Annotated in this window: 18 protein-coding genes; 10 read left to right on the forward strand and 8 right to left on the reverse strand. The window is 29.8% G+C overall.

Annotated elements, in window-relative coordinates:
• Positions 1–3 precede the first annotated feature (3 nt).
• The 4 genes from ELQ10_RS05140 to dnaG form a co-directional block, all read right to left on the reverse strand.
• Positions 4–1287 carry a UDP-N-acetylmuramoyl-L-alanyl-D-glutamate--2,6-diaminopimelate ligase gene (locus ELQ10_RS05140; RefSeq protein WP_002871886.1) on the reverse strand — a complete coding sequence of 428 codons (1284 nt, stop codon included), beginning with the start codon at positions 1285–1287 and terminating at the stop codon, positions 4–6.
• Positions 1271–1822, reverse strand: a complete 552-nt coding sequence (locus ELQ10_RS05145; RefSeq protein WP_134250286.1) for a histidine kinase — start codon at positions 1820–1822, stop codon at positions 1271–1273. Before ELQ10_RS05145 ends, ELQ10_RS05140 begins: the two co-directional genes overlap by 17 nt.
• Entirely contained in the window at positions 1809–2081 is a 273-nt protein-coding gene (locus tag ELQ10_RS05150) for a NifU family protein (protein ID WP_002858971.1), read from the reverse strand. Before ELQ10_RS05150 ends, ELQ10_RS05145 begins: the two co-directional genes overlap by 14 nt.
• Before the next feature lie 81 nt (positions 2082–2162).
• A complete protein-coding gene (gene dnaG / locus ELQ10_RS05155) occupies positions 2163–3980 on the reverse strand; it encodes a DNA primase (protein ID WP_134250287.1) in 1818 nt (605 codons plus the stop codon).
• 69 nt (positions 3981–4049) lie between these two features.
• Between dnaG and ELQ10_RS05160 the strand changes: the two genes are divergently transcribed.
• From ELQ10_RS05160 to aroC, 4 genes are read left to right on the forward strand one after another with little or no spacing between them, the layout of a single operon-like run.
• Entirely contained in the window at positions 4050–5036 is a 987-nt protein-coding gene (locus ELQ10_RS05160) for a CDC27 family protein (protein WP_002868888.1), read from the forward strand.
• Positions 5023–5463, forward strand: a complete 441-nt coding sequence (rnhA, locus tag ELQ10_RS05165) for a ribonuclease HI (RefSeq protein WP_002851277.1) — start codon at positions 5023–5025, stop codon at positions 5461–5463. Before ELQ10_RS05160 ends, rnhA begins: the two co-directional genes overlap by 14 nt.
• Positions 5450–6124 carry a ribonuclease III gene (rnc, locus tag ELQ10_RS05170; RefSeq protein WP_002862275.1) on the forward strand — a complete coding sequence of 225 codons (675 nt, stop codon included), beginning with the start codon at positions 5450–5452 and terminating at the stop codon, positions 6122–6124. Before rnhA ends, rnc begins: the two co-directional genes overlap by 14 nt.
• Complete coding sequence (gene aroC / locus ELQ10_RS05175; protein ID WP_002937385.1) at positions 6124–7212, forward strand: chorismate synthase; 1089 nt, start codon at positions 6124–6126, stop codon at positions 7210–7212. The genes rnc and aroC overlap by 1 nt, the downstream gene beginning before the upstream one ends.
• Positions 7213–7298: 86 nt before the next feature.
• Here aroC and ELQ10_RS05180 read toward each other — a convergent pair whose 3' ends face one another.
• A complete protein-coding gene (locus tag ELQ10_RS05180; RefSeq protein ID WP_002881751.1) occupies positions 7299–8282 on the reverse strand; it encodes an MnmA/TRMU family protein in 984 nt (327 codons plus the stop codon).
• A gap of 94 nt (positions 8283–8376) precedes the next feature.
• Here ELQ10_RS05180 and ELQ10_RS05185 point away from each other — a divergent pair, with 94 nt between their 5' ends.
• Together ELQ10_RS05185 and ELQ10_RS05190 are read left to right on the forward strand one after the other, a co-directional pair.
• Positions 8377–8538, forward strand: a complete 162-nt coding sequence (locus ELQ10_RS05185; RefSeq protein WP_002778908.1) for a hypothetical protein — start codon at positions 8377–8379, stop codon at positions 8536–8538.
• Positions 8539–8541: 3 nt separating this feature from the next.
• Positions 8542–9411 carry a hypothetical protein gene (locus tag ELQ10_RS05190; RefSeq protein ID WP_002881749.1) on the forward strand — a complete coding sequence of 290 codons (870 nt, stop codon included), beginning with the start codon at positions 8542–8544 and terminating at the stop codon, positions 9409–9411.
• 19 nt (positions 9412–9430) lie between these two features.
• On the opposite strand, the gene ELQ10_RS05195 is transcribed toward ELQ10_RS05190, so the two are convergent.
• The 3 genes from ELQ10_RS05195 to exbB are packed head-to-tail and all read right to left on the reverse strand — an operon-like array spanning position 9431 to position 10918.
• Positions 9431–10114: an energy transducer TonB gene (locus ELQ10_RS05195; RefSeq protein ID WP_134250288.1), complete on the reverse strand. Its 684-nt coding sequence runs from the start codon at positions 10112–10114 to the stop codon at positions 9431–9433.
• Positions 10111–10500, reverse strand: coding sequence for a TonB system transport protein ExbD (gene exbD, locus ELQ10_RS05200; RefSeq protein WP_002908092.1), 390 nt, complete (start codon positions 10498–10500; stop codon positions 10111–10113). The genes ELQ10_RS05195 and exbD overlap by 4 nt, the downstream gene beginning before the upstream one ends.
• Complete coding sequence (gene exbB / locus ELQ10_RS05205) at positions 10493–10918, reverse strand: TonB-system energizer ExbB (RefSeq protein WP_002851166.1); 426 nt, start codon at positions 10916–10918, stop codon at positions 10493–10495. Before exbB ends, exbD begins: the two co-directional genes overlap by 8 nt.
• Before the next feature lie 157 nt (positions 10919–11075).
• Between exbB and ELQ10_RS05210 the strand changes: the two genes are divergently transcribed.
• From ELQ10_RS05210 to ELQ10_RS05225, 4 genes are all read left to right on the forward strand, one after another.
• Positions 11076–11819 carry a DUF4261 domain-containing protein gene (locus tag ELQ10_RS05210; RefSeq protein WP_002866602.1) on the forward strand — a complete coding sequence of 248 codons (744 nt, stop codon included), beginning with the start codon at positions 11076–11078 and terminating at the stop codon, positions 11817–11819.
• Positions 11820–11884: 65 nt separating this feature from the next.
• A complete protein-coding gene (locus ELQ10_RS05215) occupies positions 11885–12301 on the forward strand; it encodes a PepSY-like domain-containing protein (RefSeq protein WP_134250289.1) in 417 nt (138 codons plus the stop codon).
• 259 nt (positions 12302–12560) lie between these two features.
• Positions 12561–13811, forward strand: a complete 1251-nt coding sequence (locus ELQ10_RS05220) for an aromatic amino acid transport family protein (protein WP_002856631.1) — start codon at positions 12561–12563, stop codon at positions 13809–13811.
• Positions 13812–13825: 14 nt separating this feature from the next.
• Entirely contained in the window at positions 13826–15190 is a 1365-nt protein-coding gene (locus ELQ10_RS05225; RefSeq protein ID WP_002855898.1) for an L-serine ammonia-lyase, read from the forward strand.
• Positions 15191–15197: the final 7 nt, after the last annotated feature.

A 15197-nucleotide genomic window follows, 5' to 3' on the forward strand; every position in this document is an offset into this window, starting at 1 on the left:
TGATTATCCTTGATTTTTTAAAATTTCATTAACAACTACTTTATCACTAAAAGGATATTTTATCCCTTTAATTTCTTGAGTAGTTTCATCACCTTTGCCTAAAATAACGACTAAATCGTCATTTTCTTTTAGTTCTAAAGCTTTTTTTATGGCTTCTTTTCTATCTTCTATCATTAAAACTTTTTCTTTTTTAGTAAAGCCTGATAAAATTTCTTCCATGATGGTTTTTGGTTCTTCGCTACGTGGATTATCACTTGTAATGATAGCAATTTTTGCAAAATGTTCGACGATTTTTCCCATTAAAGGGCGTTTGGTTTTATCTCTATCTCCACCTGCTCCAAAAACAACGATGAGTTTTTTATTTTTAAGAGTGTCAAGTACTTTTTCAATGCCATCAGGCGTATGAGCAAAATCTACGATCACACCTTTTGCTACTTGTTCTACTCTACCACAAACCCCGCCAAATCCACTGATAGCTTTTTCTAAATCTTTTAAATCAGGCTTTACGAGTTCATTCACACAAGCACTAGCAACTAGAAGATTGTAAAGATTAAAAAGTCCTAGTAAGGGCGAGTCTATGTGAAAAGTTTGATTTTTATTTGTTACAATAGCGCTAATGCCTTCTTCTAAAGAATAAGCTTTGATTTGATATAAAGCAGGATTTTCTATGCCGTAAGTAAAAGCGTTACGCACATTAAATTTAATAGCCAAAGCATCTTTGTTGATAAATTTTAAACTCTCATCTGTAAAAAAAAGCTCTTTTGCTTCTTTGTAATTTTCAAAAGTACCGTGAAAATCTAAATGATCTTGAGTGATATTGGTAAAAATTTTAGCAACAAATTTTAAGCCTTCGATACGGTTTTGAACGAGTGCGTGTGAGCTTACTTCCATGATGAAAAAATCACATTTTTTTTGAGTAGCTATTTGTAGGTACTCTAAGGTTTTAAGAATAGGGGAGGTGGTTAAGGATTTTTCATCAATTTGTTCATCGTTGATAAAAGCTCCTCTTGTCCCGCAAAGCCCGCATTTATAACCTAAATCCAATAAGATAGAATAAATCGCTGCTGCGGTTGTGGTTTTACCATTGGTTCCTGTGATTCCTATGATTTGAATCTTTTCATCGATTTTTAAAAGTTTTTTACACTCATTTACATCAATGATTTTTGCACCTTTTTCTAAGGCTTGAGCGTGAAATTTAGCATTTTGTGTGGTTTGTAAAAAAAAGCATTCTTTTTCACACTCTAAGGTATTATCTGTAATGAATGAATTTTCAAGTTTTAATTTCACTTTTAAATCCTATGAGTTTTTCTTGGAGTTTGATAAATCTATCATTTGCCCAAAAATGAGGCATAACATTTTCTATATAATTTAAAGTCATATCTTTATAGCCATTATCAAGTAATTTTTCCAAAAAATCTAAAAAATCATCACGATTATCAATAACTAATTTAGTGCTATTAATGATATTTTCAAAACTTTTTTGAAAGCCAAGTTCTTCTTCGCTTTTTAAAAAATCTTGATAATTTAGTGCATGCCCATCTTCAAATTCGTTTTCCTGTTTGTTTTCTTGTTTTTTAAATTCAATTGTACTTAAAATTTCTTCTAAGTCTTTATCAATGCTAGAGATTTTGTAATGTTCTATATAAAAATCAAAAAGTAAAGAAGCTTCTTTAGGAGATTTTAAAGCAAGTTCACAAAGGCAGATAAAATTTAGCAAGCGTTTATTTTTGCGTTTTTCATAAGCCATAGAAAAATACATTTTTGCAGTTTTAAAATCTTTCTTGTAAAAATGTTCAATTCCAAGTTTTTTATAATTTTGCAAATTCGTCTGCTCCGCCGTTTAAATTGATTATAGTGATTTCTGGATGAATATCAATCTTAAGTTGCCTTTCAAGGCCATATTTTAGCGTTGTTCCACTCGATGCACAGCCTTTACAAGCTCCTATTAAATGGACATAAACAATCCCATTTTTAATTCCTAAAAATTCAAGCCCTCCGCCATCACGTTCAAGCATAGGCAAGCTCTTTTCTAAACTTGCTTTAACAGGATTTATAAGCTCTTCATCACTAAAAGGCATCATAATTTATCCTTAAAAATTTTTATATACTTTAGCGTGATTGTGTTTAAAAAAAGGTAAATTAAGGCTTGAAATTTAAATAAATTAAAAAGGTTCATCATTATCTTGTGTGCTAAATCCTAAATCATAAGCTGTAAAGTTTTTGTTACTAAAAATTCCATTTAAGTTTCTAAATGATTGTTGCAGAATTTCTTCGTTTTTTTCATATTTTAAGAAGCTTAAATATTCTTTTAAAAAATTATTTAATTCTTCGGTATTTAAATTTTTAATTAAAAGATTTAAATTTTTATCAATAAGCGTAAAAAGTTGTTTTTTTAATGCGAGTGTAGAATTTTTAATTTTTACATTGTTTAAAAAAGCTAAATTAACCTTGCAAATACCTAACAAGAATTCGCTATAGTTTAAATTTTTTCGAATATTTTTACTTTCAAATTCTCTAATATCACTATCTTCATAACCTTTTTTTTCTAAAATTTTATCCAATAAAATTTTATGTTTAAAACAAACACTATCACTAATTTGCTTAAAATCGTTACATATATCTGGATGCTGTTTTAAAAAAGCTATAAGTTCTAATTCTGCAATGTGAATTTTTTCTTTAGGAAAATTGTATTTATTTTGAGAAATTAAAGGGGTTTGTATGGTTTTTTTTGAATTTTGCGATAAGACAATAAATTTTTCATCCACTTTTAATAAATTTGAAACTAGACTAGTGTAAGAATTTGCCACTAAAGGTTCAAGATTAAAGGTGAATTTTTGTATAGTTTCTAAAGCTTTTTGTTTATCAAGAGCAGAAATTATGGAATGAGTGGATATTAAGCGTCTGATATAAAATTCACCAAGCTCTATTCCTTCATCGAGTATATTATGGAGTTTTGTGCTTTCATTTTTTGCTACGAGCTCAGCAGGATCTTTTCCGCCTTGCAAAATTGCCACTTTACCGTCTATTTTGTTTGTGCTTAATAAAAATGCAGATCGTGTCGCAGCTTTTAATCCTGCTTCATCATTGTCAAAACATAAAATCACTTTTGCATCATAACGGCGGATTAAGGGTAGATGATGTTCGGTTAATGCTGTTCCAAGAACTGCTACAGCATTGTTAAATCCTGCTTTGTGAAAAGCTATTGCATCCATGTAGCCTTCACATACTATTATTTCTTTTTTTTTGGCTATATTTTCTTTAGCGATGTTAAAAGCATAAAAAATTCTACTTTTATCAAAAAGTATATTTTGGGGTGAATTTACATACTTTGCCGGTACATTAGGATTTAAAGTACGCCCTCCAAACCCTACCAATAAGTCTTTATGATCGTAGATTGGAAAGGTGATACGCCATATAAAACTTGCGTAAAATTCATTATTTTCATCTTTTTTTAAAGCTCCAACACTCATAGCATCTTCTAAAGGAATTTTTTGATTTTGCAATAATCTTATACTATCTTCACTTGCTCCTGCAAAACCTAATTCGAATTTGGCTATATCTTTGTCATTTAAAGCTCTTTGGTAAAGATAGGTTAAGACTTCTTTGTGGTGTTTGAGATTATCTTTAAAATACGCATTTAAGCTTGGCAGTATAGACTTTAGCTCTTTTTTATTTTCTTGTTTTTCTTTTGTATAACTTAAAGTAAAATTACTAAGGCTTGCAACTTTTTCAACTGCATCGGTAAAACTTAATTTTTCATAATCCATTACAAATTTAAAAGCATCTCCACCAGCCTTGCAGGCAAAACAATGATAAAAACCTTTGGTAGGATTGATATGCATAGACGGGTTTTTATCTGCATGGAAAGGACAGATACACACAAAACTAGAGCCTTGTTTTTTTACTTCGATATAATTTTCTATAATATCAATAATATTAAGTCTTTGGGATAAATTTTCTATACTTTCTTTAGTTATCATTTTACAAACCTTGTTAAAATTATACAAAGATTTGGCTATAATTTGGCATAAAATTTTTAGAGCGAGACTATGGATTTTTTCTTTGTAGAATACAGAGACCCTTTAGTAGGGCTTATAATTTTAACCATTTTAGTATTTGTTGTAGCTGTTGCAAATTATATTTGGAAAATATTTGCTAGCAAAGATGAAGAACAAAAGCTTGAAAAATTTATAAAAAAATTTGAAATGGATAACGCTCATAAAGAGTTGTTAAGAAATAGTAGCTTGAGTTTTGGAAATTTAAGTTTTTTGGCCGAAATTTTTACTAAAAGCGGGGAATTTGAAAAAGCAACTCAAATTTATTTGATTGCTCTTGAAAAATGTAAAGATAAACAAGAAAGAGAATTTATTTTCCTTTCTTTGGCAAAAGTTTATTTTAAAGCAGGATTTTTAGAGCGTGCAAAAGAAGTTTTATTACAAGCTTTAAAACTGCGTCCAAGAAATATACAAGCCTTAAAACTTTTAAAAATTGTTTATTTAAAACTTCGTTCTTATAAAGAAAATTTAGAACTTTTAGAATGTCTTTTTGAGCTTAATGAAGATGTGCAAAAAGAGCATGATTTTATCAAAGCTTTAGAACTTTGTACTTTTAATATCACTGATGAAGAAAAAAAGAAAAAACTTTTAGAATTTAAAATAGAAGATAATCCTATGTTGGGGCGTTTAGTTTTTGAAAAATATCATATGTTTTTAGGGCAAAATTTTTTTGATATTTGTGATTTGCTTTATAGGGAAAATGAAGCGTTTAATTTAGAAAATCAAGATTTTTTAGAATTCTTTTATGCTTTGGGTAAAATTTCAAAGCATGATGATACGCATCAGTTTGTTTTTAAAAATTCTAATTTTAAAATGTTAAAAATTTTAAAAGATAATTCTTTTAATGCGGGGTTAGAATTTTCATATCGTTGTTCTGAGTGTAAAAATGTTATGCCTTTGTTTTTTTATCACTGTCCTGTTTGTTATGAGTTTAATACTTGTAAAATTATTTATGAAGTGAAAAACAATGAAACACATTGAAATTTATACAGATGGTTCATGTCTTAATAATCCAGGTTTTGGCGGATGGGCTTATATTTTGCGTTACAAGGAGTATCAAAAGGAAGGTTTTGGAGCTGAGGCTAATACCACTAACAATAGAATGGAGCTAATGGCAATTATTGAATCTTTGAAGGCTTTAAAAGAGCCTTGTGAAATTTCGCTTTTTACAGATTCTAACCTAATGGTTCAAAGTATTAATGAATGGCTAGAAGGATGGATAAAAAAGGATTTTAAAGGTAAAAAAAATATAGATTTATGGAAGGAATATATTAAAGTGGCAAAATCTCATAAGATTAAGGCTTTTTGGGTAAAAGCACATAATGGACATTTGGAAAATGAAAGGTGTGATACATTGGCGCGTGAAGCTGCTTTGAAAATTGCAAGGGAAAATGATGAAAAACATTGAAAAACTAGAGCAGAGTTTAACTTATGAATTTAAAGATAAAAATCTTCTTATACATGCTTTAACCCATAAAAGTTTTAAAAAATCTTACAACAACGAACGCTTGGAATTTTTAGGTGATGCTGTGCTTGATTTAGTTGTGGGTGAATACCTTTTTCATAAATTCGCTAAAGATGCCGAAGGAGATTTATCTAAGCTTAGAGCGGCTTTAGTGAATGAAAAGTCTTTTGCAAAAATTGCAAATAGTTTAAATTTGGGCGATTTTATTTTTATGAGTGTTGCTGAGGAAAACAATGGAGGAAAAGAAAAGCCTTCTATACTTTCAGATGCGTTAGAAGCCATTATAGGTGCTATACATTTAGAAGCTGGGTTTGAGTTTGCAAAAACTATTGCTTTAAGGCTTATAGAAAAAAATTTCCCTCAAATTGATGCAAAAATTCTTATAAAAGATTATAAAACAAAATTACAAGAGATTACACAGGGAAAAATCGGACAAACTCCGCAGTATGAAACAGTGCGTGCTTTTGGTCCTGATCATTTAAAGCAATTTGAAATCGCTTTAATGCTTGATGGTAAAGAACTTGCAAGAGCTATTGCGGGAAGCAAAAAAGAAGCACAGCAAATGGCAGCAAAAATTGCACTTGAGAAATTAGGAGCTTTATAGTGAATACCTTTGGTACAAGATTGAAATTTACAAGTTTTGGTGAGTCTCATGGTGTGGCTGTTGGATGTATTATTGATGGAATGCCTGCTGGGGTTAAATTTGATGAAGAATTTTTACAAAATGAGCTTGATAAACGCAAAGGCGGGAGTAAATTTGCAACACCAAGAAAAGAAAGCGATAAAGCTCAGGTTTTAAGTGGGGTTTTTGAAGGATATACAACGGGTCATCCCATAGCTATAGTAGTTTTTAATGAAAATGCTCATTCTAAAGATTATGATAATTTAAAAGATCTATTTCGTCCTGCTCATGCGGATTTTACTTATTTTTATAAATATGGCATAAGAGATCATAGGGGTGGGGGTAGATCAAGTGCTAGGGAAAGTGTTGCTAGAGTGGCTGGTGGTGCAGTTGCAGCGATGCTTTTGTGTGAATTTGGCATTTGTGTTCAAAGTGGTGTTTTTGGAATAGGAACTTTTGTATCAAATTTGAAAGAAGAAGAATTTGATTTTGAATTTGCTAAGAAAAGTGAAATTTTTTGCCTTGATCCAAAACTAGAAAGTGACTTTAAGAATGAAATTTTAAATGCTAGAAATTCAAAAGATAGTGTAGGTGCTGCTGTTTTTACAAAAGTTAGTGGTATGCTTGTGGGACTTGGAGAAGTTCTTTATGATAAGTTAGACTCTAAATTAGCTCATGCTTTAATGGGAGTTAATGCCGTTAAAGCAGTTGAAATAGGCGAAGGTATTAATGCAAGCAAAATGCGCGGATCGTGTAATAATGATGCTTTAAAAGATGGCAAGTTTTTAAGCAATCATAGTGGAGGAATTTTAGGAGGAATTTCAAATGGAGAAAATCTTATTTTAAAAACTTATTTTAAACCTACTCCTTCTATTTTTGCCAAGCAAGAAAGTATAGATAAATTTGGCAATAATTTGGAATTTGAACTCAAAGGTAGGCATGATCCTTGTGTAGGTGTTAGAGGAAGTGTTGTAGCTAGTGCTATGGTGCGTTTAGTTTTGGCTGATTGTTTGCTTTTGAATGCGAGTGCGAATTTAAACAATTTAAAAAATGCTTATGGATTAAAATAAAAAAAAGCCCATTTTCGTGGGCTTGATTGCAATATTTTGAAAAGATTCAAATACTATATCGCTTGTTTTGCTAAATACTTTATACTTTAACTAATAAAAAATTGATTAATATCAGCCTTATTTTCAAAAGCTATACTTGTATAAGCTTGATTTTTAAATTTAAGTTCATAGCTTTTTCCTACTTCGTGTTTGGTATAGGTAAGGGCTATTTTTAAGGCAAGTTCTAAGTCTTTTTCTGAAATTTTTTCATCTACCAAAGAGTAAGCTCCGATTAAATCCCCAAGTTCTATGACTTCATATTTAGGAGTTTTTAAACCTTTTAAAAGAGTATTTTCAAGTTCATTTCTACCTATGATCATTTTAGCTCCATTGGGTAATCTTAAATGACGACCATATTTTAAAAGTTGTGCGTCATTAACCTGCATATCTTTGTCAAATTCTATAAAATCTCGAATTTTTTTAGCAAAACTATCAAGAGTTAGCAAACAACCTCCACCTGGACTTTCAAAGTCTTCTAAGTCAAATTTAGCTGCAAGTTCAAGTTGTCTTTTGCGACTTCTTCCGCTAATGCCTTCGAGTTTTTCTCTATCTACCCAACCTTCTCTTTCAGGTTTGGTTAGAGGTAGGTTTTTTGCGCACATAGGACGCAAGATTAAATCTTCTTCATCAAGAGCAAGTTTTTTAACCTTTGCCATCGCATCACTTCTTTGACTCATAGGGCGTTGTCCTAAAACTTCTCCTGTGATGATAAAACTTGCATTTTCTTCTTTTAACATAGCAAGAGCAGTTTTAAACATAAAAGCATGACAATCTATACAAGGATTAAAATGTTTGCCATAGCCATATTGTGGATTAAAAAGCACTTCTTGAAGATAGGAATTTCTTACATCTATCATTTCAAAATCTGCACCTACCATTGCCGCACGCTTTTTCATGATTTCGCTTTTATCGCTTGTGCTTCCAAAACCTATGTTGATATTTAGAGCTTTAACTTCTATGCCTTGTGTAGTGATGAGTTTCATTGCAAGCATACTATCAAGCCCACCGCTAAAAAGAGCTAATGCTTTCATTTTTTCCTTTCTGAGATTATAAAATTTTTTAAGATTTTGTCGATTATAAAAGGTATAATTTTAACTAAAAAATCTTTAAAATAAGGATTGGAAAGTGTTAAAAATAATTTTGGTTTTAAGCATTTTGAGTTCTTTTGCTTTTGCAAATTCTTGTGCTAACTACGAGCAAGAACTTAAAAAGTGTAATTCTTTAAAAAATTCACATGAGAGAAAAATGTGTCGTTTAGGTTTATTTGCAAAATGTAAAAAAGGATAAATAATGAAAATCGATACTTCTACTAGTTTAACTCATTCTTTAACTAATAATGTTGATAAAAAAGAGCTTAGCGTATTAAAAAAAGAAGATCAAGATAAAATTCCCGTGCAAGATCTTTCGAGTTTAAATAGCGATGGTGTTAAGGTTGTTTTTGAAAATAAGCAAGGTGAACTTATAGCTTTAAATTTAAGCGATGAAAATTATAGTAGTTTACAAAAAAATTTCGGTTCTTATACGAATTATGTTGCTAGAAATGATGGTAGTATAAGGCTTAATGGCGAAGCAAATCAATTTGTTTCAAATTGGTTTGAAGGTGTAAAAGATAATTTTGGTTCTTTAAATTCAAATTTAAATAATAAACAACAAAGTGTAAAATTAAATTTTAATACAAGTACCCTTCAACAAAGTATGCAAAATTTAGGCTTTAAAACAAGCGATGAAAAAATATCTGATGATGCAAATATAGAAGAAAAATTAAATTTTTTTATTGATAAAGATGTAAATAAAGATGGTAAAGTTGATGATAGCGATGTTAAAGAACCTACCATGAGAGAAATTTTAAGCGACATTAAAGAAGCATCAGGTGGTGGAGCTAATGCTATGAAAACCATAGATCCGCAAAAAATCAATAAAAAAGATGATAAGGAAAATAATATCAAAGAAAAAGAAGACGAAGATTTGCTTCAAAAAGCTCAAGAAAAAGGTTTAAGTGCTTTAAGTGCTGATGAACAGGCAAAGCTTGAGGCTAGTAATCCTGAAGAATTTGAAAAACTGAAGCAAAAATCTTTGCAAGAATTAAGTCAGAATTTAAGTAAAGATTTTAAAGATAAAATTGAAAATCAAGAAGCGCAAATTGTAGATAAGAGAGTGTAGTTTTTATAAAATTATAATTTCATCCTCTTAAGATTTTAAAATCATATATAATAGGTAGTGTAATTCTTAAATCTCCGTTATAGTGTGGAAAATTTAAAGAAGCTTTTCTTATGCTTTCTAAAGCACTTTTATCTAACAAATCATATCCTGAGCTTTCTATGATTTTTAAATCTGCTAAAGTTTTGTTTTCTTTCCATAAAAATTCTACTTTTACAGTTCCTTGCATACGCATTTTTTTTGCTTGCCTTGGATAAAATTGTGCTTGTTGTATAGCTTTTTGGATTTCTTTTAATACAGGGTGATTATCTTTTCCTTGTGTTAATTGAGTGATCTTAGGTTTGACATTTGTATCAGTTGTTTTTGCAAAAGTTTTAACTTCTTGAGTTGGTTCTATAGGGGTTTTATTTGGTATTGGGTGTGGAGGTGTTTTTTTTATCTTTTTTTGAATTTTTTCAGGAGTTTTTTTAATAACTTTTGGCTGAGGTTTTGGTTTGATAGGTTCTATAATGGATTCTGTTGGTTTAGTCTCATTTGTTGGATTGGTTTGGGTAAATTGTTTTATTGCTAAAGAAAAAGAATCTTCATTTTTAATTTCCATTTTAAAAAAGTCATTCGAGTGAAAAATGACAAAAAGTAAAGGTATAAAGACTATAAAAGTTATATAAGAAGCTTGGTATTTATGATTTAAAAATAAAGTTTTCATTTGTTTTTCTCAGTAAGAATCTGAAAATTTTCATGTTCTTTGGCTTTTAAAAAATCTATAATTTTTACAAAGCTTTCAAATTTAGCATTTTTATCGCTTTTTAGTTCTACTATGGTTTTTTTATCAAGTGAAAAAATAGCATTTTGAACTTCATTTAAATCAGCTAATTTATCATTTAAATAAAAAGTATTTTTTTTGTCTATGGTTATAAGAAGTTTTTTTTCATTATTGTTTATATTGGTAGCATTTTCACTTGAAGGAAGTGAGATTTGAATTTTTCCATGCGCAATAAAGGTTGAAATACTAAGCACTATAGCAAGCAAAACAAGCATAATGTCTATAAATGGAACTATATTTAAACCTTCATTTTTTGGTAGTTTAAGCATTTTTATTTGCCTTATAAGCATTGCTTAAGAGGGAAACTTTTCTAAGTAAGGCATTATAAGCCATTAAAGCAGGAATAGCAACCAAAAGTCCTAAGGCTGTAGCTTTAAGAGCTAAAGAAAGTCCCACGACTATAGATTTGACATCTATATTACCCGCCAAGCCCATTTCGTAAAATGTAACCATGATGCCTATTACAGTGCCTAAAAGTCCTATATAAGGGGCATTGGAATAGATGATATATATGGTGGTTAAATTTTCACTAATCGCATCATCAAATTGCTCTTGATTCTCATAATTTTTAAAGTTAATTTTTCTAAAAAATAGCATTCTTTCTACAACACACCAAAAAGCTATAAATGCCATAATTCCTAGAATTAAAAAGATAATTAAATCGATGTAATCTTTTAGAAATTCCACATTTTTCTCCAAAAATATACTTATAAATTTTAAAAGATTATACTATATAAAAAATAAATTTATAATTAATATCAATTATCATAATTTTTAAGAAATTTTTGTTTATAGTTTTTATTTTTATTAGGTTATAATTTATAAAAATTTAATAGGGTTTAACATGACTATAGATTTAAATCACAATTTTACCTCTTTTGTTCTTCTTGATGAAGTTGATTTTAATTTTTCGGAGTTAAAAAGCATTTTAGAAGATAAATTTAATATAAAAATAGCTGATGAAAATTTTACCAAAGAGGGAGTGATTTTTTCATATGAAAATATGTTGATTACTCTAAATTTGATTAAAAATCCTATACCTAATCACGAAGCAGAATACTATGCAAATTTTAATTTTATGTGGAAAGATGCCTTAGAGCAAACTAAAAAACATAAAGCTCATCTTCTTATAGCGGTGCTAAGTCAAGATCAAAGCAAATTAGAACAAGCTAAAATGTTTACGAAAATTGCAGCTTTATGTTTGGATAATAAACATGCTTTAGGTTTTTATACAGGTGCAGTTGTTTTAGAGCCCAGTTTTTATATAGAAAATGCAAAAATGTTAGATGATAATCGCTTGCCGGTATATAATTGGATATATGTTAGTGTTTATCCTAGTGAAAATGGAGTCAATGCTTATACTTATGGGCTTAGAAATTTTGATAAATTAGAACTTGAAGTTTGTGATTTAAACATAGAAGAAAAAGAACTTTTCTTTTGTATTTATGATATTGTTTTGCATATTTTAACTTATGATATTAATCTAAAAGATAAAGATATTTTAAAATTTGAAGATGGAAAAGAAATAAAATTTATAAAAAGTCAAGGTATAAGTGTTGAGAATGAAAGCTTGAAAATTATTTTTTAAGTTTCACATTCACTTCACAGTTTTGAGTTAAACTTTCGCCAACCAAGACAAAAAAAGGAGAAACTATGAAAGCAAAATTAACTTTACTTGCTTTGTTGGGTGCTACGGTGCTTTTAGCTAAAGATATGGTTGTTCCTGCTAGCGAACTTCCAAATAATGCCAAAGAATTTATTTCTAAAAATTTTAAAACCGCTCAAATTGGTTTAGTAAAAAAAGATATAGATTCTTATGATGTAATTTTAAATGATGGAACTGAAATTGATTTTATGATCAATGGAGAGTGGAAAGAAGTTGATGGAAAATACAAAGCTTTGCCACATACTATCTTACCTAATGTTATGAAAAAAGTGAGTACAACTCAACCAAATGCTCAAATTCTTGAAGTAGACAAAGAAATTAATGGTTATAAATTTAAGTTTAATAACAATATGGAAGTTTATACAGATACGCAAGGAAATATCCTAGGTCAAAAATTAGATTAATTTTTGAAAATTTAACTCCCTTAGAAAATTTGATGCAAAAATTTGGAAGCATAGTCTTCCAAATTTTTATTTTTTGATTGCAAAACCCAAAATATATTTAGTTTAAAAATAATACTTTATTGATACAAGTGATTGTTTTTTTATAAAATTAAATTTACAAAATGTTACATAAGATTTAAAATATTTTTTTTAAAAAATAATTATTTATAAATATTTTGCTAAAATAAAAGAGATGTAATCTTAAATTTAAGGAAGAATAATGAATACTCCTAAATGGACTAGTCACGATACAAGGTGGGTTTTATCTCTTTTTGGAACAGCTATTGGAGCCGGCGTACTTTTGTTACCTATTAGTGCTGGGCTTGGTGGATTGATACCTTTGTTAGTTATACTTGTTTTAGCTTTTCCTATGACTTACTTAGCTCATAGAAATTTATGTCGCTTTGTGCTTTCAAGTTCTAATCCAAAAGATGATATTACTTTTGTTGCAGAAAGTTATTTTGGCAAGGGCGGTGGATTTTTAATTACACTTTTGTATTTTTTTGCTATTTTACCTATTTTATTGGTTTATAGTGCTAATCTTACAACAACTTTGCTTGAGTTCTTAATCAATCAGTTTAATTTCAATGCAGATCTTACTCATGCTGCTCGTTGGTGGGTGAGTTTTTTGATTGTTGGAGTTTTGGTTTTGATTTCTATTCTTGGTGAAAATGTTGTAACAAAAGCAATGAGTTTTCTTGTTTTTCCTTTTATTATATTTTTATTTATTTTTTCATTGCTTTTAATTCCACAATGGAATTCATCATTATTTACAAATGTTGATTTTTCCGTAATTTCAACAAGTAATTTTTGGGTTACTTTATGGCTTGTTATTCCTGTGATGGTATTTAGTTTTAATCACTCTCCTATTATTTCTTCACTTGCTTGTTATTGTAAAAAAGAATATGGTGATTATGCTGAACCTCGCGCTAGAAAAATTATTTCTTTGGCAATTATTCTTATGGTTTTTGTTGTAATGTTTTTTGTTTTTTCTTGTGCTTTAACCTTTACACCAGAAGATTTTGCATCAGCAAAAGATCAAAATATCAATATTCTTACTTTTATAGCAAATAAATTTCCTGAAGTTTCTTTACTAGCTTATGTTGGGCCTATTGTTGCACTTGTGGCTATTAGTAAAAGTTTCTTGGGACATTATCTTGGTTCTCAAGAAGGCTTAAATGGCATTTTATATAAAGCAAGTAATGGTAAAATTCAAGGTAAATTCGCTCAAACTTTAACAGCGATCATTACCTTTGCTATCGCTTGGCTTGTTGCGTATAAAAATCCAAGTGTTATAGGAATTATCGAGGCTATTGGTGGTCCTGTTTTGGCTATTTTGCTTTTCTTAATGCCACTTTATTGTATTTATCGTTTTGATATTTTGGCAAGATTTCGTAATAAATTTTTAGATCTTTTTATTTTGGTAATGGGGATAGTTGCAATTTCTGCTGCAATTCATGATCTTTTATAAATTAAGGATAAAAAATGAGTAATTTAAGCATTTTTAAAATAGGTGTTGGTCCTTCTTCTTCTCATACTTTAGGGCCTATGCTTGCTGGAAATTTATTTTGTAAAAAAGTCGCTAAAAAGCTTGATGAAATTGATAGAGTTGAGGTTACTCTTTATGGTTCTTTGTCATTAACAGGTAAAGGACACTTGAGTGATAAGGCTGTAATTTGGGGGTTAAATGGCCTAGAAGCTAAAAATTTAAGCGCAGCAATACAAGATGAAGTAAATAAAAATGCTATTGAAAATGCTCAAATTGATTTTTGTGGTGAGAAAAAACTTTGTTTTAATTATGAAAAAGATTTGATATTTTCCAAAGATTTTTTACCTTTACATGAGAATGGTATGAAGATTAAAGCTTATGATTGTAAAGGTGGGTTAGTTGATGAAGAAACTTATTATTCTGTAGGTGGAGGCTTTGTTTTAACAGCTGCACAATTAGAAAAAAAAGGTAAAAATTCCAACCAAAATAAAAAGAAAAAACTAGATATAGAGCTTAACAATGCAAAAGAAGCTTTAGAGCTTTGCGATAAAAGAGATTGGGATTTAGCAGAGCTTTCTTATCGTTATGAATTGCAATTTCATACTAAAGAGGAAATTCGTGCTTATTGTCTTGAAATTTGGGAAGTAATGCAAGAAGTGTATTATAATGGTACGCATCCAAATGAAGATTATTTGCCTGGAAAACTTCATTTAAAGCGTAGAGCCAAAGGACTTAAAGAAAGAGTGGCGATGACAGCTGATCCTATGGGCATTATAGATTTTATTTCTTTATATGCTATTGCGATTGCTGAAGAAAATGCTAGCGGAGCAAAAGTTGTAACCGCGCCAACAAATGGAGCATGTGCTGTTATCCCTGCTGTTATGCTTTATCTTAAAAATCATACTATAGGTTTTAGCGATGAAAAAGCTATAGAGTTTTTATTAACAGCAATGCTTATAGGTTCTTTTTATAAGAAAAATGCAAGTATTAGCGGAGCAGAAGCAGGCTGTCAAGCAGAAATTGGTAGTGCTAGTTCGATGGCAGCTGCGGCTATGGCAACAGTTTTAGGGGCTAATGCTTTTAAAGCATGCAATGCTGCCGAAATGGCAATGGAACATCATCTAGGTTTAACTTGCGATCCAGTTGCAGGACTTGTGCAAATTCCTTGCATAGAAAGAAATGCCTTTGGAGCTATTAAGGCTATAAGCGCTGCGAGAATGGCAATGACACGCAAATCTACTCCTATGGTAAGCCTTGATGAGGTTATAGAAACCATGTATGAAACAGGAAAAGATATGAATTATAAATACAAAGAAACTTCTTTAGGTGGTCTTGCTACAAATTTAAAAACAGTATGCTAAAGTGTTT

This window comes from Campylobacter sp. US42a, from assembly GCF_004379055.1.
Lineage (GTDB): Bacteria > Campylobacterota > Campylobacteria > Campylobacterales > Campylobacteraceae > Campylobacter_D > Campylobacter_D jejuni.

Excerpts from the sequence above, each read along its gene's own strand:
- ELQ10_RS05220 (WP_002856631.1), top strand. The coding sequence starts at position 12,561 with ATGAATACTCCTAAATGGACTAGTCACGATACAAGGTGGGTTTTATCT.
- ELQ10_RS05225 (WP_002855898.1), top strand. The coding sequence starts at position 13,826 with ATGAGTAATTTAAGCATTTTTAAAATAGGTGTTGGTCCTTCTTCTTCT.
- rnhA (WP_002851277.1), top strand. The coding sequence starts at position 5,023 with ATGAAACACATTGAAATTTATACAGATGGTTCATGTCTTAATAATCCA.
- rnc (WP_002862275.1), top strand. The coding sequence starts at position 5,450 with ATGAAAAACATTGAAAAACTAGAGCAGAGTTTAACTTATGAATTTAAA.
- ELQ10_RS05195 (WP_134250288.1), bottom strand. The coding sequence starts at position 10,114 with ATGAAAACTTTATTTTTAAATCATAAATACCAAGCTTCTTATATAACT.
- dnaG (WP_134250287.1), bottom strand. The coding sequence starts at position 3,980 with ATGATAACTAAAGAAAGTATAGAAAATTTATCCCAAAGACTTAATATT.
- ELQ10_RS05160 (WP_002868888.1), top strand. The coding sequence starts at position 4,050 with ATGGATTTTTTCTTTGTAGAATACAGAGACCCTTTAGTAGGGCTTATA.
- ELQ10_RS05180 (WP_002881751.1), bottom strand. The coding sequence starts at position 8,282 with ATGAAAGCATTAGCTCTTTTTAGCGGTGGGCTTGATAGTATGCTTGCA.
- ELQ10_RS05190 (WP_002881749.1), top strand. The coding sequence starts at position 8,542 with ATGAAAATCGATACTTCTACTAGTTTAACTCATTCTTTAACTAATAAT.
- ELQ10_RS05215 (WP_134250289.1), top strand. The coding sequence starts at position 11,885 with ATGAAAGCAAAATTAACTTTACTTGCTTTGTTGGGTGCTACGGTGCTT.
- exbD (WP_002908092.1), bottom strand. The coding sequence starts at position 10,500 with ATGCTTAAACTACCAAAAAATGAAGGTTTAAATATAGTTCCATTTATA.
- ELQ10_RS05150 (WP_002858971.1), bottom strand. The coding sequence starts at position 2,081 with ATGATGCCTTTTAGTGATGAAGAGCTTATAAATCCTGTTAAAGCAAGT.
- ELQ10_RS05210 (WP_002866602.1), top strand. The coding sequence starts at position 11,076 with ATGACTATAGATTTAAATCACAATTTTACCTCTTTTGTTCTTCTTGAT.